The sequence below is a fragment of the Telluria sp. PB2R4 genome (assembly GCF_059685695.1).
Map to the genome: position 1 here is coordinate 67,147 of NZ_JCASIC010000010.1, position 24,116 is coordinate 91,262.

11 protein-coding genes are annotated in these 24,116 nt (G+C 68.0%); 4 read left to right on the forward strand and 7 right to left on the reverse strand.

Features of this window, described 5'->3' with window-relative positions:
* Positions 1–34: 34 nt before the first annotated feature.
* A complete protein-coding gene (locus tag AC56LU_RS16830) occupies positions 35–580 on the reverse strand; it encodes a DUF2058 domain-containing protein (protein WP_497176762.1) in 546 nt (181 codons plus the stop codon).
* Positions 581–758: 178 nt separating this feature from the next.
* Here AC56LU_RS16830 and AC56LU_RS16835 point away from each other — a divergent pair, with 178 nt between their 5' ends.
* The 3 genes from AC56LU_RS16835 (at position 759) to AC56LU_RS16845 (ending at position 11,908) form a co-directional block, all read left to right on the forward strand.
* The gene (locus AC56LU_RS16835; RefSeq protein ID WP_497176763.1) at positions 759–5,300 is read left to right on the forward strand and encodes a DUF4214 domain-containing protein; all 4,542 of its coding nucleotides are present in this window, start codon (positions 759–761) and stop codon (positions 5,298–5,300) included.
* A 192-nt stretch (positions 5,301–5,492) separates the two neighbouring features.
* Positions 5,493–10,853: a DUF4214 domain-containing protein gene (locus AC56LU_RS16840; RefSeq protein ID WP_497176764.1), complete on the forward strand. Its 5,361-nt coding sequence runs from the start codon at positions 5,493–5,495 to the stop codon at positions 10,851–10,853.
* A 134-nt stretch (positions 10,854–10,987) separates the two neighbouring features.
* Entirely contained in the window at positions 10,988–11,908 is a 921-nt protein-coding gene (locus AC56LU_RS16845; RefSeq protein ID WP_497176765.1) for a helix-turn-helix domain-containing protein, read from the forward strand.
* Here AC56LU_RS16845 and AC56LU_RS16850 read toward each other — a convergent pair.
* The 4 genes from AC56LU_RS16850 to AC56LU_RS16865 form a co-directional block, all read right to left on the reverse strand.
* The gene (locus tag AC56LU_RS16850) at positions 11,895–13,208 is read right to left on the reverse strand and encodes an MFS transporter (RefSeq protein WP_497176766.1); all 1,314 of its coding nucleotides are present in this window, start codon (positions 13,206–13,208) and stop codon (positions 11,895–11,897) included. The two genes, AC56LU_RS16845 and AC56LU_RS16850, sit on opposite strands and share 14 nt — an antisense overlap.
* Complete coding sequence (locus tag AC56LU_RS16855) at positions 13,205–15,682, reverse strand: family 20 glycosylhydrolase (protein ID WP_497176767.1); 2,478 nt, start codon at positions 15,680–15,682, stop codon at positions 13,205–13,207. The genes AC56LU_RS16850 and AC56LU_RS16855 overlap by 4 nt, the downstream gene beginning before the upstream one ends.
* Positions 15,683–15,740: 58 nt before the next feature.
* Positions 15,741–18,389 carry a TonB-dependent receptor gene (locus AC56LU_RS16860; protein WP_497176768.1) on the reverse strand — a complete coding sequence of 883 codons (2,649 nt, stop codon included), beginning with the start codon at positions 18,387–18,389 and terminating at the stop codon, positions 15,741–15,743.
* Between the two features lie 105 nt (positions 18,390–18,494).
* A complete protein-coding gene (locus AC56LU_RS16865; RefSeq protein ID WP_497176769.1) occupies positions 18,495–19,865 on the reverse strand; it encodes an HD-GYP domain-containing protein in 1,371 nt (456 codons plus the stop codon).
* A gap of 222 nt (positions 19,866–20,087) precedes the next feature.
* Here AC56LU_RS16865 and AC56LU_RS16870 point away from each other — a divergent pair, with 222 nt between their 5' ends.
* On the forward strand, positions 20,088–21,689 hold the full coding sequence (locus AC56LU_RS16870) for an FAD-dependent oxidoreductase (protein ID WP_497176770.1): 1,602 nt from the start codon (positions 20,088–20,090) through the stop codon (positions 21,687–21,689).
* Positions 21,690–21,798: 109 nt separating this feature from the next.
* Here the strand turns inward: AC56LU_RS16870 and AC56LU_RS16875 are convergent, their stop codons facing one another.
* Positions 21,799–22,572, reverse strand: a complete 774-nt coding sequence (locus AC56LU_RS16875; protein WP_497176771.1) for a hypothetical protein — start codon at positions 22,570–22,572, stop codon at positions 21,799–21,801.
* 132 nt (positions 22,573–22,704) lie between these two features.
* Positions 22,705–23,988 carry a serine hydrolase domain-containing protein gene (locus AC56LU_RS16880; RefSeq protein ID WP_497176772.1) on the reverse strand — a complete coding sequence of 428 codons (1,284 nt, stop codon included), beginning with the start codon at positions 23,986–23,988 and terminating at the stop codon, positions 22,705–22,707.
* Between the last annotated feature and the right edge of the window lie 128 nt (positions 23,989–24,116).

Sequence of the window (24,116 nt, forward strand, 5' to 3'; positions counted from 1 at the left end):
ATTCACAGGCTTGAATAAGGTACTGAATGCTTATTTACCAAGTGAAATCGTCAGGAATCTTGAAATCGGCGTAAGGATCGTCCGCATCGACCGCGTTACTGTTCTGCTTGACCTGAATGACGCTGCCCGGGTCGCGCTCGGCGATCTTCTCGCCGATGACCTTCGGCACCAGCTCGTAGTTCCCCTTCAGGAACACGATCACCAGCCGTCCCGCCACCAGGTGCTGCCGCACCTGTTCCGACACGTAGATACGCTCGATCTTGCTGCCGTGCGTGAAGTTGTAGGCGATGTCGCCCTTGCCATTCTTGCCGCGCGGCTGGCGGTTCACTTCGACCAGTTGGGCGATTTGCGCCTTCACTGCCTTCTCGGCGGCCGCGGCATCGCGCTGAGCGTTCAGTTCGCGCGCCCGCTCGGCATTCTTGCGCTGCATTTCCAGCGCGGCCTCGCGCGATTCGTTGACCGATTCCTGGCCGGTGCGGCGCTCGATCTTTTGTTGTTTGCTCTTGTCCTGGTTGACCTTCTGGACCTTTTTCTTGTCCACCAGGCCGGCTTTCAGCAACTGCTCCTGCAGCGAGACCATCGTTGTACTCCTTGATGACATGGGATGCGGGCGGCACTGCACCGTCCGGCGAAGCCGCTAGCATAGCAAACCGCGCACGCAAGGGAAGGCGATCCGCCCCGCATAAGTTATGCATACCCTGTAGACAGTCACTGTCAACTCATCCATATTTGGCGCTTTACATCTTGAACATCGAGCCATGCGCCTTCCTGCCCGCCCGTCCCCGCGTCTGCAAACCGGATCGATGTCGGGCAGCGCCGCCGACACGGCCGACACCACCGCCCCCACGCTGGTCATATCGATGGAGAGCGGTAAGGCCGTGAACGGGGTGCTGAGCTACACCTTCAGCGAAACCATCAAGCTGGCAGGCGACGCCAGCCTGACCTTCAGCAGCAATGGCCAGCAGGTCGCGACGATCGCGCTGGTGGGCAATCCCGCCGTTAGTCATTCGGGAGCCAGCATTGGCATCCAGTTGCCGCAATCACTAGCCTACGGCAAGTACTACGAGGTCCTGTTCAGCGCCGGCGCCGTTGCCGACCTGTCCGGCAACCTTGCCAACGGCGGCGCTCCGTTCGTCAGGGGCTTCCTGTACGTCAGCCCGGTCGCGCTGAACCTGACCGGCACGGCCGATGCCGACATCCTCCACGGCAGCGACCTGGCCGATACCATCAATGGCGGCGGCGGTTTCGACACGATATACGGCTATGGCGGCGACGACCTGTTGCATGGCGGGAGCAACGAGGGCGGAAGCGGGTCACAGGAGCAGATATTCGGCGGCGACGGCAACGATGGCCTGTGGGGTGGCGACGGTGACGACGAGCTCCACGGTAACAAGGGGAACGACCGACTGTACGGCGAGAACGGCGATGACCACCTGGAAGGCGACGAGGGCGACGACTTGCTGGACGGCGGTGACGGCGACGACGAGCTGTACGGAGGAGGAGGCGCAAATACGCTACTCGGCGGTGCAGGTAACGACCGACTGTTCAACGATTTCGCCGACGCCGACACCATCACCTCCACCGGCGGCATCTTCGACGGCGGCAGCGGTAACGACTGGATCCGCGGTTATGCCGGCAACGAGTACCTTGGTGGCACGGGCGACGATATCATCAAGGTCGACTATCGCGTGCGGACCAGCGGGCCGACCCACGTCAGCGGCGGCGACGGCAAGGACCGGATCACCCTGAGCCTGTCCGCTCTGCAGACCGGAAAAACCACGGTATCTGGCGGCGCCGATACCGATACCTTCATTCCGGTCGGCGGCAGCGCCACCCTCCCCGAGGTCAGCATTACGGATTTCACCCCGGGCGCTGGCGGTGACCTGATCGACCTGAGCTCGATCGTCGCCCTTAATTCTGCGCGCAATCCCTTCGATGACGGCAGCGTCCGCCTGCTCGCCGACGGCGCCGACACCCTGCTCCAGATGCGCCACGCCATCACCGGCACGTATGTCACCGTGCTGACGCTGGCTGGCGTGGCGCCTGCGCAACTGGTCCAGGCCAATTTCGTCGACTATTCCAATCCGCTCGGCGGCACCGTGGGCCTGGCACTGGATGGCTCGGCCGGCGCCGACACCTTGAACGGCACCCGCTTCGACGACACCCTGCGCGGATTCGGCGGCGACGACATTCTCTCCGGCGGCGAAGGCCACGACCTGCTCGAGGGCGGTGACGGCGACGACGCGCTCAGCAGTGGCGGCGGTGATGACATCCTGCGCGGCGGGGAGGGCAACGACACGCTGCAGGCCGGCAGCTCGGGCAACGCCCTGCTCGAAGGCGGCGCCGGCAACGACAGCCTGTCCAGCGGCGGGCGCGGCAACGACCGCCTGTACGGCGGCGCCGGCAACGATACCCTGACCCTTGATTACTCTGGCGGCGCAGGCGCCAGGCATACCGTCATCCTGTCCGGCGATGCCGGCAACGACACCATCGTCATCGCGAGGGCTTCGCAACCGGTCGACGTGATCGCCAGCGGCGGCGAAGGCGCCGACATCTTCGAACTCGGTTACTTCTCGCAAGGGGCGGCGCTCACGATCCTGGATTTCAGCGCGGCCGACCAGCTCGACCTGCGCAAACTGCTGACCTCGGGATTCAAGGGCAATCCGTTCGCGGCCGGTGACCTGAAGGCGGTGCAGCAAGGCACCGATGTCACCATCCATGTCGACCGTGACGGCGCCGCCGGCCCCGAGGAAGCCAGGCTGGCCATCACCCTTGCCAACTTGTCGCTTGCCTCGCTGTCGGCCGCCAACTTCCTGGGCGGATACGATCCGCACGGCGGCACCAGGGGCCTGAACCTGGCCAGCACCCCGGGCGCCGACATTCTCACGGGCGGCGCGCTGGACGACACCATCGACGGCGGCGACGGCGCCGACCGCATCGATGGCGGGGCCGGCAACGACCTGCTGTCTGGGGGCGATGAGAGCGTGCCGGGCGCCGGCGACGAGATCGACGGCGGCGACGGCCAGGATACGCTGCGCGGCGGCGCCGGCAACGACTGGCTCATCGGCGGCGCCGGCGACGACCTGCTGTACGGGGACGCGGGCGACGACCTGCTGGAAGGCCGCGACGGCAATGACCGGCTCGAGGGCGGCGCCGGCAACGACACCTTGAAGGACGAGTGGGGCGACGACTACCTGAGCGGCGGCGCCGGCGACGATCTGCTGGACGCCACCCGGCCGCAGACGGACCGCCCGGCCGGGACCACGCTCGACGGCGGCGACGGCAAGGACCGCCTGATTGCCGGCAGCGCGGTCAAGACCGTGCTGGGTGGCCTTGGCGACGATGAAGTGACGGTCGACGCCAGCGGCAGCACCAACAACGGGGCGCCGCTCGTGGTAGAGCTGGGCGACGGCAACGACCGGCTGACCGTCCGCTCCCTGGGCGTCGATGGCCGCCCCGTGCAGGCAAGCGGCGGCGCCGGCAGCGACACCTACGGGTTCGTCTGGGGCAGCAGCAAATGGCCGCTGCTCACGATTACCGACTTCCAGACCGGCGCCGGCGGCGACGTGCTGGACGTGTATTCCTTCTACAACGGCAACCGCAGCGACAATCCCTTCGGTGCACTCGGCCACGCGCGCCTGGTGCAGGACGGCAGCCACGTGCTGCTGCAGGTCGACGCGGACGGCGCTGCCGGCGCCCAGGCCTGGGCAACCCGGGTGGTGGTCGAGAACCGGCGCGTGGCCGACTTTACTGCCGCCAATTTCACCGACAGTGCGCGTCCCGGGACCGAGTCGCCCGGCGGCGGCTCTCCCGGCCTGACCCTGACCGGAACCGCCGCGGGTGACGTACTGGCCGGCGCCGCGCTCGACGACATCCTGCGCGGCGGCGACGGCGACGATACCCTGCGCGGCAATGGCGGCGCCGACCAGCTGTTCGGCGACGCCGGCAATGATTTCCTGTTCGCCGGCGACGGCAACGACCGCCTCGAGGGCGGCGCCGGCAACGACGTCCTGAACGGCGAAGCGGGCGACGACGAGCTGCTTGGCGGTCCTGGAAACGACACGATGGAAGACCGTCTCGGCAATAACATCTTGCGCGGCGGCGAAGGCAACGACCAGATCCACACCGGCGCGAGCGGCAGCGCCCAGGTGTTCGGTGAGGCCGGCGACGACCTGCTGTTCATCGCGGGCGCTGGCCGCTTCGATGGCGGCGAGGGCCACGATGGCTTCTTCGTATCGCTGGACGCCACCTCGACGGCCCCCCTGCAGCTGACCGGCGGCGCGGGACGCGACGGATACACCCTTTCCACCGCCGTGCCGGGTGCAACGGTGACGATCACCGATTTCGCCGCCGGCGCCGAGGGCGACCTGCTCCGCGTCGACCAGTTGGTCGCGATCCCGTCCGGCAACCCGTTCGCACCGGGCGGCAGCCTGCAGTTCGTGCAACGTGGCGCCGACACCGTGCTGCAGGTTCGCGTGACCAGGGACGGCAGCTCCTCTTTCCAGGACGTGCTGGTCCTGCGCGATGTCGCCAAAACGGCGCTGACGAGAGAAAACATCGTACTGGACTTCGATCCCCAGGGCGGCAGCTTCGGGCTGAGCACCCAGGGGCGCGACGGCGCGGACATGCTGGCCGGCACCGTGTACGAGGACACGCTGCGCGGCGGCGCCGGCAACGACGTGCTCGTCGGAGGCGCCGGCTACGACGTGCTCGATGGCGGAATCGGCATCGATACCGCGGTGTTCAGCGGCACGCGCAGCCAGTACGCGGTACAGCGCGTGGTGCAAAACTCCCAGGATCCGCAGGACATCGTCGTGTCCGACCTGCAGCCCGGTTTCAATGAAGGCAAGGACCGCCTGTTCGACATCGAACGCCTGGCCTTCTCCGACGGCGCCATCGCCCTCGATACCGGTGCCACGGGCATCGCCGGCCAGGCCTACCGCATCTACCGCGCCGCCTTCGACCGCCCCGCCGACGAGGCCGGCCTGGGATTCTGGATCTCCAGGATGGATGGCGGCAGCACGCTGACCGACATCGCCGGCGGTTTCGTACGCTCGAAGGAATTCATCGACCTGTACGGGGCCGCGCCGACCCATGCCGAGATCGTGACCCGGATGTACACCAACATCCTGGACCGCGCACCGGAGAAGGCCGGCTACGACTACTGGCTGGCGGCCCTCGACAGCAAGATGGTCGACGTGGCCACGATGCTGGGCATGTTCAGCGAGAGCAACGAGAACTACACGGCGGTAGCGCAACTGATCGCCAACGGTGTCGCCTACCAGCCATTTGGCGGATAAAAATAGCCATCGTGCACACGGTGTGGGGTCTATTTCCAACCGGCACCGCACTGCGTGGCGCTGCCACAACAGTATTGTCGTACAGCGCGTCGACCCCATTATTTGAACGGCATGAAATTGCGTGCGCCCGTGGACACGAACTGATGAGTCGGTGATAGTTGGGGCCCCGACGACCGATCATGATTTACCGCCATGTCCCAGCCCCTGCACAACGACCCGATCCACACCGGCAACCAGTCGCGCCAGTCAGCCGCAACCGGTGACAGCACCCCACCCGTATTGACATCCCTCCCGGAGAACGGGCAAGGCGCGGATGCGCCGCTGGTCTTCGTCTTCAGCGAACCCGTCAAACTGGGCGCCGGCACCATCACGCTGCGCACGAACAACGGATCGACGTACACCGAGACCCTGGCCGGCAGTCCCTACGTCACGGTGTCGGGCAACACCCTCAGCTTCGATCCGCCGCAGCGCCTGGCCTACGCCACCTGGTACACGGTCGAGATCAGCGCCGGCGCGGTGCTCGACCTGGCCGGCAATGCGGCGCAGGGCGGCAGCATGATCTATCACCATTTCTTATCCGGACTCAGCCCGGTCGCGCTCACGCTTACCGGTACCAGCGGCGCCGACACGCTGGAGGGCAGCGACCTGGCCGACACCCTTGACGGCCTGGGCGGCGAAGACGAGCTCAATGGCTACGGCGGCGACGACATCCTGCGCGGCGGCGACGAGACCGTGGGCCAGTACTATCGCAGCGGAGACCGTATCAACGGCGGCGCCGGCAACGACCTGCTCGACGGCGGTGCCGGCACCGACATGCTGTGGGGCGGCGCCGGCAACGACCGCATGCTCGGCGGCGCCGACGACGATACCCTGTGGGGCGAGGACGGCGACGACGTGCTCGAAGGCGGCAGCGGCAACGACGCGCTGTCCGGCGGCGCCGGCAACAACACCCTGCTCGGCGGCGACGGCGACGACACCCTCAGCGCCGACAGCGGCAGCAGCGGACGGCTGGACGGCGGGGCCGGCAACGACAGGCTGGCCGGCTACGCCGGCGCCATCGACTACGATGGCGGCATCGGCAACGACGACATCACGGTCCGGATCTTCGGCCAGAACGCCGGCTCGACCGTGGTGCGCGGCGGCGACGGCAACGACCATATTCGTGTCGACTTTTCCATGTATTCGCAGGCGGCGGTCAGCATGTCCGGCGGCGCCAGCGCCGATACCTTCGCGCTGCAGACCTACAACGTCCCCGACGGCGGCGTGGCGCTGAGCATCACCGACTTCACCCCGGGCCTCGGGGGCGACGTACTCGACCTGCTGCAGATGGCCGGCCTCGAGCAGGGCGTGAATCCCTTCGACAGCGGCCACCTGCGCCTGCTGGCCTCAGGCGCCGACACCCTGCTGCAAATGCGCAACCCGGCCGTTCCCGCCGGCTACACCACCGTGGTGACGCTGCTTGGCGTGCAGCCGTCCCAGCTGGTGGCGGCCAACTTCAGCGGCGGCATCGACCCGCGCGGCGGCACCGTGGGCCTTACCCTGACCGGCGGCGCCACTGCGGACACCCTGAACGGCATGCTGCTCGACGACACCCTGCTCGGCCTGGAGGGCGCCGATTCGCTGTATGGCTGGGGCGGCAACGACACGCTCGAGGGCGGCGCCGGCAACGACATGCTGGACGGGGGGCTCGGCAACAACGTACTGCGCGGCGGTGACGGCGACGACCACCTCACCACCTCCTCTACCGGCACCAACCTGCTCGACGGCGGCAGCGGCAATGACCGCCTGTACGGCGGCGCCGGCAAGGACACGCTGCTGGGCGGCGCCGGCGACGACGAGCTGAACTTCTACTCCGGCTTCGGCAGCGGCACCGGCCAAGCCGTCAGCATGGCGGGTGGCGACGGTGCCGACACCTTCCGCATCGGCTACGCGGCGAACCCGGTCACCATCGTCGCCAGCGGCGGAGCCGGCAACGACACCTGGGTCGTGTCCAGCTACACCGCCATGCAAATCACCGATTTTGCCCTGGGCGACCGGCTCGACCTGCGTCCCCTGCTGGGGCCGCTGCCGATCGGCGGCAATCCCTTCGGCGCCGCCGGCTACATGAAGGCGGTGCAGGAAGGCGGCGCGGTAGGCATCTATGTCGACGCCGACGGCGCCCAGGGGAGCGCCAGCGATTTCCGCCTCGCGCTGTCGCTCGACAACACCCAGCTGGGCAGCCTCACCGCAGCCGCCTTCGCGGGCGGCTTCGACCCGACCGGCTCCAGCCAGGGCCTGAACCTGACCGGCACCCCGGGCGCCGACGTGCTCAACGGCGAATCGCTGAACGACACCATCGACGGCGGCGATGGCTCGGACACGATCGACGGCGGCGACGGCGACGACCTCCTGAATGGCGGTGACGAAAGCGTGCTCGGCGCCGGCGACCGCATCCTGGGCGGCGGCGGCGACGACACCTTGCGCGGCGGGGCCGGCAGCGACAGGCTCGACGGCGGCTACGGCAACGACCTCCTGTATGGCGACAGCGGCGACGACCATCTCGAAGGCGGAAGGGGCAACGACCGGCTGGAAGGCGGCGACGGCCGCGACACCTTGACCGACAGCGAGGGCAGCGACTACCTGAGCGGCGGCGCCGGCAACGACGTCCTGAACAGCCGATGGGGCTACGCCGACCTGCCCGCCGCCAGCACGCTCGACGGCGGCAGCGGCGACGACACCATCGACGCCGGCAACACCGTCAAGACCGTGCTCGGCGGCGCCGGCAACGACCTGGTGTCGATCGATGCGCGCGCCACTGCGGCCAATGCGGTGACCATGGAAGTCGACCTGGGCGACGGCAACGACCGCGTCAGCATCGGCTATGCCTACGCCGACATGCGCGCGGTGCGCATCAGCGGCGGCGCCGGGATGGACACCTATTCGTTCAGCACCGGCGACCGGACGCCGGCGGTGACCATCACCGATTTCCAGGCCGGTGCGGGCGGCGACGTGGTCGACGTGTTCTCATTCATGAACAACCATGGGGGCGGCAACCCCTTCGGCGCCGCCGGCCAGGCGCGCCTGGTGCAGGACGGAAGCCGGGTGCTGTTCCAGTTCGACACCGACGGCGCCGCCGGCCCGCAGGCCATGACGACCCGCATCGTGTTCGAGAACGCTCGCGCGGCGGACTTCACCGGCGCCAACTTCACCGAAGGCGCACGTCCCGACGGCCAGCCGGGCGGCCTGACGATCGTGGGCAGTGCCGCTGCCGAGACCCTGCAGGGCGGCCGCCTCGACGACACACTGCGCGGCAATGGCGGCGACGACAGCCTGTACGGCAACCTCGGCAACGACCTGCTGCAGGGCGAGGACGGCAACGACAGCCTGAACGGCGGCCTCGGTAACGACCGCCTGGAGGGCGGTATCGGCAACGATTACCTGAACGGCGGAGAAGGCGACGACGAACTGCTCGGCGGCGCCGGCAACGACCGTTTCGATGAGACCCAAGGCAACAATATCCTGCGCGGCGGCGACGGCAACGATGAAATCTCCAGTTCGTCCAGCGGCAACAGCCAGCTGTACGGCGACGCCGGCGACGACCAGCTCTCCCACAGCGGCGGCACCGCCCTGCTCGACGGCGGCACCGGCAACGACCGGCTGGTGATCGGCAGCTGGTACGACAACGAGCCGCAGGCGATCGAGGCCCGCGGCGGGGATGGCAACGACAAATTCGTCATCCAGGTCGCCACCAGCAGCAAGCTCACCGCCACGCTCAGTGGCGGCAGCGGCCGCGACACCTACGCGCCGATGAGCGTACCGACGGCCGGCTCGGCCGTCGCCGTCACCGTCACCGATTTCGCCACTGGTCCGGGCGGCGACCTGATCGATGTCGCCAACGTCGCCTTCCCGACCGTCGGCAATCCCTTCGGTCCCTACGGCGCCTTCGCCGCGGGCAGCGTGCGGCTGGTCCAGCGCGGGCCGGATGCGGTGCTGCAGGCACGCACCGGCACCAACGACAGCTACCCGTTCCAGGATGTGCTGGTGCTGCGCAATGTCAGCAAGGACGCGCTGACTGCGGATAACTTCCTCTACGGTTTCAACCCCGACGGCTCGTCGACGGGGCTGAGCTTCGTGGGTAGCGCCGCAGCCGACCGCTTCGATGGCGGCTGGCTCGACGACACCATGACCGGAGGCGCCGGCAACGACATCCTGACCGGCTCGATGGGCAACGACCGCCTGGAAGGCGGCGACGGCGACGACCAGCTCGACGGCGACAAGACCGCTGCGCTCCCGCTTTACCACGGCCGCGAATGGCCGCTCGACCCGCCGGGCGACGACGTGCTCGACGGCGGCGCCGGCAACGACACCCTCAGCACGTCCTGGGGCAACGACACGCTGCTGGGCGGCCTGGGCGACGACCTGCTGAGTGTCGGCTCGCGCGGCTGGTACACGCCAGGCCAGGCGACCGGCTTCAAGCTGGTGCTCGACGGCGGCGACGGCAACGACCGCATCCGGGTCCAGGTTCCGTTCCAGCCCTCGCCCGACATCAGCATGCGCGGCGGCGCCGGCAGCGACACCTTCGAGCTGAGCGCCCCGCCCCAGCTGGGCAGCTGGACCATCACCGACTTCCAGGCCGGCCGCGGCGGCGACGTGCTCGACATCTTCGAGTCGCTCGGCTTTGTGCGCCAGAATCCCTTCGCCAGCGGCTTCATGCGGCTGGAGCAGCGCGGCCCGGATACCGTGGTGCTGGTCGACAGCGACGGCGTGAATGGTCCCGCCACGTTCACCGGCCTGGTGACCCTGAAGAATGTGGACAAGGCCACGCTCACAGCCGACAACATGCGCTACGGCTACGCGCCGGACGGCACCCCGGTGGCGCTCGGGCCGCTGATCGAAGGCGGCGCAGGGACCGACCGCCTGCAGGGCGGCGCGGCCGCCGACGACCTGCGCGGCGGCGCCGGCAACGACGTGCTGGTGGGCGCCGCCGGCAACGACCTGCTGCAGGGCGGCGCCGGCAACGACAGCGCGGTATTCAGCGGCACGCGCAGCCAGTACAGCCTGCAATCCTGGTCGCCCGCAGAAATGCTGGTAGCCGACCTGCGCGCCGGCGCCCACGACGGCAAGGACAGGCTGATCGAGGTCGAGCGCCTGGTGTTCGCCGACACCGCGCTCGCGCTGGACACCGGCTTCGACGGGGTGGCCGGCCAGGCCTACCGTATCTACCGCGCCGCCTTCGACCGTCCCGCCGACGAAGCCGGCCTGGGTTTCTGGATGGCGATGATGGATGGCGGCAGCACGCTGGCCGAGATCGCCGGCGGCTTCGTGCGCTCGCAGGAATTCATCGACCTGTACGGCGCCGCGCCGACCAATGCCCAGATCGTGACCCGGATGTATACGAATATCCTGGACCGCGCGCCGGAGCAGGCCGGCTACGACTACTGGCTGGCGGCCCTCGACAACAAGGTGATCGACGTGGCCACGATGCTGGGCATGTTCAGCCAGAGCAGCGAGAACTATTGGGCGGTGGCCGAGCTGATTGCCAATGGGGTGGCTTACCAGCCGTTCGGCGGATAAATGGATGAACCTGTTGCGCCGGTGTTGCACCGGCGCGGCACATAGTTCGCCATGACATCAGGTTTGGCCGCATAATCGCTGTAATAACAGCAAGCTCGTCACGCAATGTCCTGTCGTTTTGCTCTTCCCCTGTCATGACCGTCAAGGCGCCTTCGCGTGTTTCGCGCCTGTACGAGGTCATGGACCTGATGCTCGACTCGGTCGGCGAGCCGCTCGCCCTCGACGGCCTGGCCGCATCGGCCAGCTATTCCAGCTACCACTTCGACCGCATCTTCCGCGAGCTCACCGGCTTCTCGGCCGTGGAGTACCAGCGCAAGCGGCGCCTGCGCCGCGCCGCCCACCAGCTGCGCCACGAACCCGACGTGCCGATCGTGCGCATCGCCCAGGATTGCGGCTTCCCCTCGAACGCGGCCTTCGCCAAGGCCTTCAAGCAGCAGTTCGCGATGTCGGCCAAGACCTGGCGCGAAGGCGGCTGGCGCGCCTACATGGACCAGCAGGTCGGGCGCGAGAGCGACGTCAGCTTCTTCGTGGCCGAACCCTCCAACCTGGACGCGATCCTGGCGCCCTACTGCCCGCCCGAGCCGGGCAGCATCGCCGCCCGCATCGACGTGCGCAGCCTGCCGGCGGTGAGCTTGCGCTATCAGCGCTTCTTCGGCCAGTCGGGCGCCGCGCTGTCGATCGCCTGCAATACCTTCATCTGCGAGCGCGAGCGCCTGGACGGCATCGCCCACGGCGCGCCCTGGTACGGGGTGTTCGACGAAGATCCGGGCTTCACCGGCGAGAGCGAATACTGCTACGACTTCGGCCATACCGGCGCCGCGACGGATGCGAGCCTCGGCATGCGCGTGCTCCCGGCCGGCACCTATGCCTGCCTCGAGTTCCGCCACGAGTGGCCGCGCTTCCGCTCGATGTACGAGGACTGGCTCGACAAGCAGTCGGTCTGGCGCTTCGACAGCACGCGTCCGCACATCCAGAAGGTCGAGCGCGACCGCACCGCGCCAGGCTGCGCCGGCAAGTGGCGCGGCCTGCTGGCGCTGCCGGTCAAGAAGCGCTAGGGGCGTCCCGGGTGCTGTGCACATCGCGCCATACGAAACGGCTCAGCACCAGCACCGGCAGCGCCGCCACCAGCACCCACAGGAAGAAATGGCGGTAGCCCAGCGCCGTCTGGATGTCGCCGCTGATCATCTTGAACACGACGAAGCCGAGCTGCATGAAGCCGGTGCCGAGCGCGTAGTGCGCGGTCTGGTAGGGGCCGCTGGCGACCACCTGCATGATGAACAGGATCACCCCGACGAAGCCGAAGCCGTAGCCGAACATTTCGACACCGAGCCCCAGCGCGATCACACCCAGCGAGGCCGGCTGCGCCACGCTCAGGTACCAGAACACCGCGTTCGGCAGGTTCATGGCCACGATCAGGAACGGCATGGCGCGCCGCAGGCCGAGTGCCGCGGTGAAGTAGCCGCCGGCGATGCTGCCGGCCAGGAAGGCGATGGTCCCGGCGGTTCCGTACACGGCGCCCACCTGCGCCGTGCTCAAGCCAAGGCCGCCGACGTCGCGCGCGTCGCGCAGGAACAGCGGCCCGATGGTCTGGATCTGCCCTTCCCCGGCGCGGAACAGGATGATGAACAGGATCGCCATCCAGATGCCCGGCTTGGCGAAGAAAGCGCGGATCACGTCCGCCAGCGTACCGGCCACGCCACGTACGCCGTCTTCCCTGCGCGCGGTGCCCGGCGTCGCGGGCAGTGCCCACAGGTGATACAGGCCGAGGCCCGCCATCAGGGCGCCGAGCAGGCCGAACACCGTGGCCCAAGCGGGGCCCGGCCCCATGCGGTCTTCCAGGTAACCGGCCAGCATCACCAGGCCGCCCATCGACAGGAACTTGGCGGCATTGAAGAAGGCGCCCTGCCAGCCGGCATAGGCGGCCTGCTGGCGCTCGCTCAGGCTGGAAATATAAATGCCATCGGCGCAGATGTCGTGCGTGCTCGACGCCAGCGCCACCACCGCGAACAGCACCAGCGATGCCGTGAACCAGCCCGGCAGCTGCAGCGCCAGCGCCATCGCCGCCATTGCCAGGCCGCCGGCCAGCTGGAAGCACACCACCACGCCGCGCTTGCTGCGCGCCAGTTCGAGGAAAGGACTCCACAGCGCCTTGAACACCCAGGCCAGGCCGAGCAGCCCGGTCCAACGTGCGATCTGCTCGTTGGGCACGCCCATCGACTTGTACATCAGGCCGGCCACCAGCGCCACCGCGTAGAACGGCAGGCCTTGCGCCAGGTAAAGCGTGGGCACCCAGGCCAGCGGATGGCGGGTCGCGGCGCCAGGCGCGGCCTTGCTGAAATCGTTCATGGCGGTCATGGCTGGTCCAGGTTCAGGGTCACGATGCGGCTCGCACGGCCGCGGGTATCGAAGCTGGCCAGCTTCACCTCGCGGGCGCCGCCAAGCGGCACCGGCGCCTGTGTTGCAAGGTCGTAGCGCGGGCTGTGCACCGAGGGAGCGACACCGTCCAGAGTGTAATGCACGGCCAGTCCCGGCAGGGCGACATTCGCATGCAGCCGGCCCTCGCGTATGACGGCGCCCGGCGGCGGCAGGCGGTAGTCCCAGGGACGGAGCGCGCGGTCGAGGCGCGGCAGCTCGCGCTGGCCGAGGCGGTTGGCGAATTCGTTCCAGTCGCGCAGCGCCGCGGCGGCGCGTTCCTCCGGTGCGGCGATGTCCTGCCAGCCGGGGTCCTGCGCCCAGGCACGTTCGGCCAGCCCGATCAGGCGCGGCAAGGCCAGGTATTCGAGGCGCGCGCGCGAACGCGCATTCTCGCCCCACAATTGCCCCTGCAGCCCTGCGATGCGCCCGCGCCCGGCGCCGTCCAACGGCTGCAGCGTGACGGCTGCGGGTATGCGTCCCATCGGGTCGGTGCCTGCCATCGCTGCTACGTCCAGTGGACAGAAACCGAAGGCATTGCGGGTGCCGACGAAGCCGGCCCAGTAGTAGCCCGGTTCCCGGGGGTGCTTGGCATAGGCCAGGTCGAAATACAGGTTGGCGGCGTTCGACAGCACCACGTCGTAGCCGGCATTGGCCAGGCGGTAGGCGCAATCTTCCTGGCCCGAACCCCACGCATTGTTCCAGACGTAGGCGTGGAAATCCGGTCCCGCAAAGCGCGGGTTCGGCAGCAGGCGTTCGCCCTCGCGTATCAGCGCGGTCTCGTCCCAGCCGGCGAATTCCACGCCATGACGCGCCAGGATCGTACGGCAGCGCTCCAGGAAGTCGTCGTGCAGCTGCTGCACGCTGTCCCACCCCCGCTCTTCCATCAGGGTTCGGCAGCGCGGCGAGCCGAGCCAGGCGCCGGGCGGTACTTCGTCGCCGCCGGTATGGATCACGCGCAGCGGCACGCCGGCTTCACGGTACAGCATGCAGACCTCGCCCACCACGGTGTCGATGAAGCGGTCGACCGAAGGCAGCGCAATGCAGATCACGTTGTCGTGCCACAGCTGCACGGATTCATACGTAGAGCTGTCGTCCGGGTCGCTCAACAGGTACTGTTCGGCCTTTTCACGATCGCCTTCCTGCGAAAAACGCCGGTGGCGCTCGCGCATGGCTTCCACCGCGGCGCGCGCATGGCCCGGCATGTTGAACTCGGGGATGACCTCGATGTGGCGCGCATGCGCATGGCGCAGGATGGCGATGAACTCCGCGGCGGTATAAAAACCGCTGCCGGCCGAGGCATCGATGTCGGCGCCCGAGCCGAAGGACGGCGGCAGGCTGGCACTGCCGTCCAGGGCCAGGCCGCGCCGCGCGCCGACCGCCGTCAGTTCCGGCAGCGCGCCAATGGCCAGGCGCCAGCCTTCGTCGTCGGTCAGGTGGAAGTGGAAGCGGTTCAGTTTGTAGCTGGCCATGCAGTCGAGCAGGCGCAGCACCGTGTCGACGCCGGCGAAATGGCGGGCGACGTCGAGCATCATGCCGCGGTAGGCGAAGCGCGGCGCATCCACGACCTGCCCCGCAGGCAGCTCGCCGGTCGACGGGAGCAGTTGGGCCAGGCTCTGGATGCCGTTGAAGACGCCGTGCGCACTGGCGCCGCGGATGCGCACACGGCCGGGTTCGATGTCGAGCAAATAGGCTTCCGGCCCGGCGGCGCCGTCGACTTCACCCAGCTCGAGCACAATGGCGGACGAGCCGCCGGACACCACGCCCGGCATTCCGGCCAGCATCGACGCCAGCAGCGAGGCTTCATTCCACAGCGCCCGGTCATAGCTGAGCGGCGCATGGCGCGACAGCAGGCAGCGGCGGTCATTGAAGCGGGCCGATTGCGGACGCGGCGTGATGCGGCCGACCTCCCGCTCCGGCAGCAAATGCAGCGCCGCGTTCTGCTCGAAGCGCCAGGCCGCATCGGCGGTCGGCAGCAGGTCGCCGCGCATGCGGTGGCGCTGCTCGGGACGCGCAAAGGGCGCGATGTCGGGGTCGCCCAGGTCGAGCGGCGCGCCGCCGCCGGCGGGCAGCAGGTAGAAGCCGAGCGGCGCGTCGGTGATGCTGATGGCCCAGTGCAGGGCCTCGTATTCCACCGTCAGGCTCACGCCCGGCAGCCAGGGGCCGGCGTCAAGCATCGTCAGGCGGAACAGGTCGCCATTGAGGTGCTCGATCGCATAGCCGGCACTGACGCTGCCGGCGATCACCTTGCGGCAGGTATTGAAGCAGATCGCCCAGCCGGGCGCGATCGGCTCGGGCAGGTCGTTGCGCAGCTCGAGGCGCGCGCTGAAGGCGTCGTCGCGCGTGAAGTTGCTCAGGCATTCCCAGGCGATGGCAATCGCCGGGCCGCCCGGCGTCCGGTCCGTGATGGGGATCATGTGTGAATTCCGCTGCCGGGGGAGGACGGAACCTGCCGTCCGCCCCCGGGGTTGATGCTTATAGCTTGCCGCGCAGGCCGATATAGAAGGTACGGCCGTTCGAGTAGAACGCCCGCGGGCGGTCCTCGTTTTCGGCGTACATCTTGATCGTCTCGTTGGTGAGGTTCAGCGCGTCGAAGGTCAGTGTCAGCTGCTCGCTGAGCTTGACGTTGAGCGAGGCCGCCAGCGAGGGCTGGCTGTCCACGTGCTGGCTGGCGCCACGGTCCACCCCGGCCTTGTACCTGGAGCGGTAGTTGTAGGCCAGGCGCGCGGAGAAGCGCTCGTTCTCGAAGTAGCCGGTGAGGTTCCAGGTGTTCTTCGAGGAGTTGAGCAGCTCGCCGCCGTCATCCAGTTCGCCGTCGGCATGGGTGTAGTTCACCAGGGTGCCGAAGTTGTTCCATATTGGCTGCTGCCAGCTCAGCTCCAGCCCCTTGTTGCTGCCGGTGGTGTTGTAGGGCGAGGTGATCTGGTACGCCGTCTGGGCGCTGCGCTTGTTGTTGTAATAGGTGCCGGTCGAGGTGCCCTGGGCCACGATGGAGCGGAAGTCCATGTAGAAGAAGCCGGCCGACAGCAAGGCCTTGGGTGCGTAGTACCACTCGACGCCGACGTCGAAGTTGGTGGCGCGCACCGGATCCAGGTTCACGTTGCCGCCGCTGCCGCTCAGGGCGTCGTCGTTGAGCGAGACCGAGCCGCCCAGCGCCGAATAATCCGGGCGCGCGATGGTCTTGGCCAGTGCGGTGCGCAGCACCAGCGAAGGCGAGACGTCGTACTTCAGGTTCGCGCTCGGCAGGTAATCGCGGTAGGTGCGCTTGAAGGTGGTCGGGGTGTAGGGACCGAAGGCCGAGCCGGTGATGGCGTTCGGGCCGCCCGGCAGGTTGACGACCGTGTTCTGGCGCGTCTCGATGGCGCGCAAGCCCACGTTGCCGCTCCAGTTGTCGCCGCCGAAGTCGGCCATCGCATACAGGGCGAAAGTCTTCTCGCCGACCTGGAATTCGTCCATCCAGTTGTGGCGCAGGGTGTAGTCGAGCAGGCGGTTGCCCGGGGCCGCTCCCCATGCCCCGAGCGCGGCGCCGTCGTACTTGAAGTAGTTCGAGGGCAGGTTGCCACCCAGGCCGTTGGCGAAGTCGGACGGGTACATCTGGCCGCTCCAGGCAGGTCCCGGCGCGCTGAAGCCGTTCGGGCCCGGGCGGGTTTCGAGCGGGTGTTCGGCGGTGCGGTGGTGGTCGGTCCAGCGCGCGCCGAAACGCAGGGCGGAGATACCGGAATCTTGCATGCGCCATTCGCCGTCCACCTGGGCGTATTTTTCCTGGTCGACCGACTGCGCCTCGCCGCCGCCGGCCCAGGCGGTGCTGCCCGGCGACGTGGTGTTCCCGCCCGGGTAGCTGACGCTGGCCGGCGACAGCCCGTTCAGGGCGTAGACCATGCCGCCGTCGACGTTGTTCTGGTAGAAGACGTCGTCGCGGTCCCAGCCCACGCCGTGGGTCTTGCCGAGCTTGCCGGACAGGGTCAGGCGGTCGTTGACCCGGGTCTTGCCGTTCAGGTCGAGGTACCAGGATTCGCCGCCGGCGTCCGGGCGGTAGATGTTGTCGACTTCGCCCGCATTGCGGGTGAAGGCGGCGCCCACCAGGGTGCCGTTCTTGACGACCGGGTTCTGCGGGATCAGGTTCAGGCTGTTGATCGAGTTGGCCGGCGCGGCCAGCCAGTTGGTGTTCAGGTGCGGCGCTTCGAGCCTGGAGTAGAAGCCGTTCAGGTCGATGCTGGTGCCACGCTGCGGGCGGAATTCGATATCGAAGGCGCCGCCCTGGCGCTTTTTGGTCTGCTCGAACAGGCTGGCGCCGATAAACGTCGGCAGCACCACGCCGCGCAGCGCCGGATTGGCGACGGCGGCCGCGCTGGTGGGGCTGATCGGGGTGTAGCCGAGGATCTCCTGGCCGTCGCGGCGCACGGTGGCTTTTTCGGAAAAGGCCTGCACCAGTACGCCGAAGGTATTGGCCGGGTTCTTCCAGCTCACCAGGCCGGACAAGTGCGGCTCGGTCTTCTCGGACAAGTCGTTGTAGTTGGCCTGGACCGAGCCTTCCACCGTCAACTGCTTGGTGAAGTCGAGCGGGCGGCGGGTGATGACATTGATGGCGCCCGAGACGCCGCCTTCGACCAGGTCGGCGGTCGGGCTTTTCTGCACCACGATCGAGCCCACCAGTTCGGACGGCAGCAGCGAGAAGCTGCTCGAACGGCCGACGTTGCCGCCGATCTGGTTCAGCAGGAACCAGTCGCCGGTGCTGATCGCGTGGCCGTTGAACAGGGTCTGCTGCAGGCTGGGGCTGGTGCCGCGCAGGCTGACGCGGTCGTTCTCGCCGAAGCCGCCTTCGCCGCCGGCCGAGGACTGGGTGTTCACGCCCGGCAGGCGCTGGATCGCGTCGGCCACGTTCTTGTCCGGCATCTTGCCGATGTCCTCAGCGGTCACCACCTCGACCACCGCGTCGGCGTTGCGCTTCTGGCGCAGCGACTGTTCGAGGGCGGCGCGCACGCCGGTCACCACCACGGTCTGGGTTTCCACCGGCTCTTGTGCCGTCTGCCCGAAGGCGGGCCCGCCCAGGCCCATCACGAATACCGCTACGCCCGCCGAGATTGCGGTGCGCCTGATCTGCTGCCCTGCCGTCTGCTCGTCCATGTCATCTCCCAAAACTGTTGGTGTTGTGTGGGAGGCATTGTGTCTTTACTTTTCAGGCCATGTTTGTCAAATCTTGCTATGACAAAAAGAAATCTACGGCTGAAATCACGGGAAAGGTACCCGCGCGACTGCAGCCTTCAGCGCCGCGAAGCAGGCCGGGTCGAGCGCGCTGCCGACCGTCTTTTCCATCATGCCGAGCGCCTGCTCCAGCGGAATTGCGCCGCGGTAGGGGCGTTCCGCCGTGATCGCATCGAAGATGTCGGCGGTGGTGATGATGCGGGTTTCGAGACTGATCGCATCGCCCTGCAAGCCGCGCGGGTAGCCGCTGCCGTCGAGGCGCTCGTGGTGGGCACCGGCGATGGCCGCCAGTTCCGAGAACGCATTGATGCGGCCCAGGATGGTCTCGGTATAGGCGGCGTGCAGGCGCACCGCCTCCCACTCGTCGCGGTCGAGCGCGCCCGCCTTGTCCAGCACGCTGTTGCTGACGCCGAGTTTTCCGACGTCGTGCAGCAGCGCGCCGCGCTTGAGCCAGCGCCGGCGCTGCGGGTCCAGGCCCAGGGCTTCGGCGATCATGTCGGTGTACAGCGCCACCCGCGCGCTATGGCCGCTGGTGTACGGGCTCTTGGCGTCCACCACCTGGCCGAAGGCCATGGCGATGTCGTCCAGGTAGTCGTCGTCGAGCTGCACTTCGCGCCCGGACGGCTCGAGCGCGGCCACGGCGCGGTCGACGCCGGGCGAAGCCAGCACCGTCCAGAACCCGGGATTCGCGGCCACCTCTTCGAAGGCGCGCACCAGGCGCGGGTCGAACCAGCTGCCGGCACGGGCGCGCGCTTCGCGCAGCGCGCTGTCGCTTCCCGCCGCGGTGTGGAACACGTCGATCACCTGGGCCAGCAGCGCGATGCGCGCATACACCGGAATCGCCTCGCCCGCCAGGCGGTCCGGCTTGCCCTTGCCGTTGAAATGCTCGTCGAGCGAATAGATGCCGCAGGCGACACCGACCGGAAAGCGCAGCAGGCGGGCGATTTCGGCCCCGCGCTGGCAGCGGGTCGCGATCAGGTCCTGCGCAATGGCGGGACCGTCGCGCAGGATCGTCATCACGCTGCGGAAGCGCTCGGCCAGGCCGGCCTTGAGGCCGGTGTGGGTCAGGACGAAGGAGAGCACCTGCGGCAGGCTGTCGCCCACCAGCTTGAAGTCGCGCTTGAAATCCAGGTCATCGGTCAGGTAGAGCGCGCAGATGCGCGCGGCGTTGCTGCTGCAGCCGAGGTCCTTGAGCAGCAGGGTGTAATACAGCTCCCACAACTGCTCTTCCGGAAGCCCGGCGGCGCGGCCGATGTGCATGCCGATCCAGCAGGCGCGCACGCAATGGCCGGGCGGCTGGCCTTCGGTGATGTCGAGCGCATAGCTGAGCGAGCCGATGAGTTCGGACAGCTTCATCGCGCTCGGCGCGCGCACTTCGGGAGGAATGGCGAGGTCCACGGAAAAGAATTCCTATCGGCAATTTGAATTGATTCTACGCCACGTGGAATGCTTTGCAAGATCAAACTGACGGCTTTGCGGGACGGTGCGGCTTGGCTGCCACAAACCCCCGGAGCCATCGTGCTCCCGCCTTTTGCGCGTCACAGTAGACTGTCCCCAGAACAGATGGACGCGCGCCGACCTATTCCTTCCTGCGGCGCCCCTGCACAGAAAGGATGCGACATGACTGCTTCCACGAATGGCGCTTCGTTGTCGGTCTGGATGGACAGCGCGGCGCTGCCCACCTTTCCTCCCCTGTCCGGCGACCTCGATACCGAGGTCTGCGTGATCGGCGCCGGGATCGCTGGCCTGACCACCGCCTACCTGCTCGCCACGGAAGGCCGCAGCGTGACGGTGATCGACGCGCTCGGCATTGGCGCCGGCGAGACCGGGCGCACCACCGCGCACCTGTTTCCGCCGGACGAGTGGTACGCCTTCATCGAAGACAAGTTCGGCGCCGCCAATGCGCAGCTGGTGGCCGACAGCTATGCCCGCGCCATCGACCTGGTCGAATCCATCGCAGCCGACGAGCACATCGACTGCGAATTCGAGCGCCTCGACGGCTATTTGTATGCCCTGCCCGGCAACGGCTTGAAAGACCTGGAGAAGGAATACCAGAGCGCCCGCCGCGCCGGCGTGGCGGTGGAATTGCTGCCGGGAGTGCCCGGCCTGCCTTTCGATACCGGTCCCGCGGTGCGCTACGCGAACCAGGGCCAGTTCCATCCGCTCAAGTACCTGGCCGGGCTGGCCCAAGCGGTGGAACGCCACGGCGGCCGCATCCACGGCGGCACCCATGCGCACCGCGTGCGCGGCGGCGAGCAGCAGCAGACCGTTTTCACGGACCGCGGCGAGATTCGCGCCCGCCACGTGGTGCTGGCCACGCATACGCCCTTCAACGACCGCGTGGTGATGCACACCAAGCAGGCCGGCTACCGTACCTACGTGATCGGCATGCGGGTGCCGCGCGGGGCGCTGCCGCGCATCCTGCTGTGGGACACCGGCGACCCGTATTATTACGTGCGGCTCGAATCGTCCAACAGCGCGCCGGACGTGGCGGTCGACCACGACATCCTGGTCGTCGGCGGCGCCGACCACAAGACCGGCCAGGACGACCACCCCGAGCACCGATACGACGAGATCGAACGCTGGACCCGCGCGCATTTCCCGATGGCGCAGGCGGTCGCCTACCGCTGGTCGGGCGAAGTGATGGAACCGTCCGACGGCCTGGCCTACCTGGGCCGCAACCCGATGGACGACGACAACGTCTACCTGATCACCGGCGACTCCGGCAACGGCATGACCCACTGCACCATCGGCGCCATGCTGGTGACCGACCTGATCGGCGGCCGCGACAACCCGTGGAAAGACTTGTACGACCCGTCGCGCAAGCCGGTCCACGGTCTGGCCGATTTCGCGCACGAGCAGGCCAACACCATGGCGCGCTACGGCGAATGGCTGACCGGCGGCGACGTCGATTCGGTCCAGGAGATCGCCGCCGGCGAAGGTGCGGTGGTGCGCGACGGCCTGCGCAAGATCGCGGTCTACCGCGACGCCCAGGGCGGCCTGCACGCGGTGTCGGCCAAGTGCACCCACCTCGGCTGCGCCGTGCACTGGAACTCGGCCGAACGCTCCTGGGACTGTCCCTGCCACGCTTCGCGTTTCGACATCGAGGGCAATGTGCTGCACGGTCCCGCGCCGGAACCGCTGGAAAAGATCGACCTTGCCGAGGACACGCCGCCGCCACGTTCGCCCCGCCCCGGCATGCGCGGGCGCAGCGTGCGCTGAAGTGCGCCCCGGCCTTGAAAGCGACGACACCAGCCCGAAGGCTGGTGTCGTCGTTTGCCGCCTCGCGGGCGGCAGGTGTATTGCGGCCGGTGCCGCCGGCCGGCGCGGATCAGTAACCGCGGCCGGTGGTGCCGGTGCCGGTGCCACCGCTGGTGGTGCTGGAACCAGTGGTGCCGGTGGTACCAGTGGTGCCGCTGGCGCCGGTGCCGCGGGTACCGCTGGTGCCGACGTTGCCGCTGGCGCTGCTCGAGCCGGTGCCGGTGGTGCCCATGCTGCCGGCATCATCCATGGTGCCGGTGGTGCCGGTGGTGCCGGTGCCGGTGGTGCCGGTGGTGCCGGTGGTGCCGGTGGTGCCGGTAGTACCGGTAGTGCCCGACGAGCCACTGGTGCCCATCGAACCACTGGTGCCCGACGAACCGCTGCTGCCGCTGGTCGAGCTGCGGGTTTCCGGCTCGCTCGAACGGCCGGAGTTGGTGCGGCCGGCTTCCATGCCCGAGGTACCGCTCTGGCTATCGTTCATGCTGCCCGAGCTGCTGGTGCCCATCGAACCGCTGGTGCCCGACGAACCGCTGGTGCTGTCCGAGCTGCTCGATCCGCTCTGGCCGCCCGTCGGGCTGCCGGTGTCGCCCGCGCTGCTGGTGCCGGTCTTGCTGTGGTCGGCGCCTTTCTTGCTCTGCTTCTTCTTGTCCGAGCTGCCGGTCGCGCTCGACGACGAGCTGCCGCTGCTCTGGTCATTCATGCTGCCGCTCTGGCTGGTGGCGGTGCCTGCGCCACGGGTATTCTGGGTGCCGTCCGAGGATTGAGCGTGCACGGTGGTGGCGCCGAACATGGCAGCAACAACGGAGGCGCTCAGCAAGCCTTTCAGTAGTTTGTTCAGTTTCATGTCGATCTCCTCAATGGTTCGGGGCGGGAATGCTCAACAATATCAAGAAGATATTGAATTAGGCGTCCGAGTTTAGAGAGGGCGCATCGAGGGAGGCGCACGGTAGCCTCCCGGCAAATGAATCGGCGCAGGCTAGCGCGGCACTGGCGCGGCGGTCTCCGCTGCTGCGGCCGGCACCACTCCAGCCGCCCGCGCCGACAAGCTGCCAAGCTGCGTATACAGCGCCAGCACATTGCTCTTGTCGTCCGGGTACACGCGGTTCGACAGGAACACGTAGAAGGTCCGCGATTGCGGGTCGACCCACAGGATGCACCCGGTGAAGCCGGTGTGCCCATACGAGCCGACCGGGAACACCGTACCGCGCGGACGCTGCGCGTAAGGCGAGTCGATGTCCATGCCCATGCCGCGCAGGGCCAGGCCGCTTGGCGACTGCGCGGTGGTGAGCAGGCGCACGGAATCATTGCTCAGGATGCGTACGCCGTCGAGTTGACCGCCGCCGACCAGCATGCGGCCGAAGCGGGCCACGTCGCGCGCGGTGGAGAACACGCCGGCGGAACCGGCCACGCCGCCGATGCGCCGCACGGTCGGGTCGTGCACGACGCCGGCCAGCAACGCGTTCGGCGCCAGGTCCTCATGCAGCGAGACCTCCGCCTCGGCGCCGGTCCCGGACGCGCCACGCTGGGTCGGCGCGATACGCGCAGCCGCCGTGCGTTCGAGCGGCCGGTAGCCGGTATCCACCATGCCCAGCGGCGCGAAAATGCGCTGCTGGGCGAAGCGCTCCAGCGGCATGCCGGCGATGCGCTCGACCAGCCGGCCGAGCAGGATGTAATTGATGTCTGAATAGCGGAACAAACTTCCTGGCGCATGGGTCACGACCTGGGTGCAGGCCAGCCTGTGCGCCGCTTCGATGCCCTGCCAGGCCGGCTTGGCCGGCAGGCCCGCCGGCAATCCGGACGAATGTGTCAGCAGCTGGCGCACCGTGATCGCTTCCTTGCCGCCGTTGGCGCATTCCGGAAAATAGCGCACCAGCGGCGCTTCCAGGTCGAGCTTGCCTTCCTCGGCCAGCAGCAGCACCGAGGGCGCCGTCGACAGTACCTTGGACAGCGAAGCGGCATCGAACACCGTGTCCGGCGTGACCGGCGCGGCGCCCTCGTCGTAGGTAAAGCGTCCGTAGGATTTCTGGTAGACCGCGCCGTCGCGCTGCAGGTGGAACACCGCGCCGGGCAGCTTGCGCGCCGCGATGTTGTCCAGGATGGCGCGGTCGATCTCGGCCAACCTTGCCGCATCGAGCAGCACTTCAGCGCGCATGGCGTTCCCCTGCCCCGGCAGCTGGGCACAGCCGGCGCCCAGCAGTGCGACGCAAATAGTGGCGAGGAAGGTCGTGCGGCGGCATGGCAGGGCTGGGAATCGGGACATGGACGGGGGGAGAGTGGTTTGTATTGTGCGACCGATCATAAGGACGGGTCCGCTACGGGTCAATCTTTACGCTGATTGCGTACGCTTAGGCAATTTCCGACTGGCCGAGCACGCGAACATTCGCATCG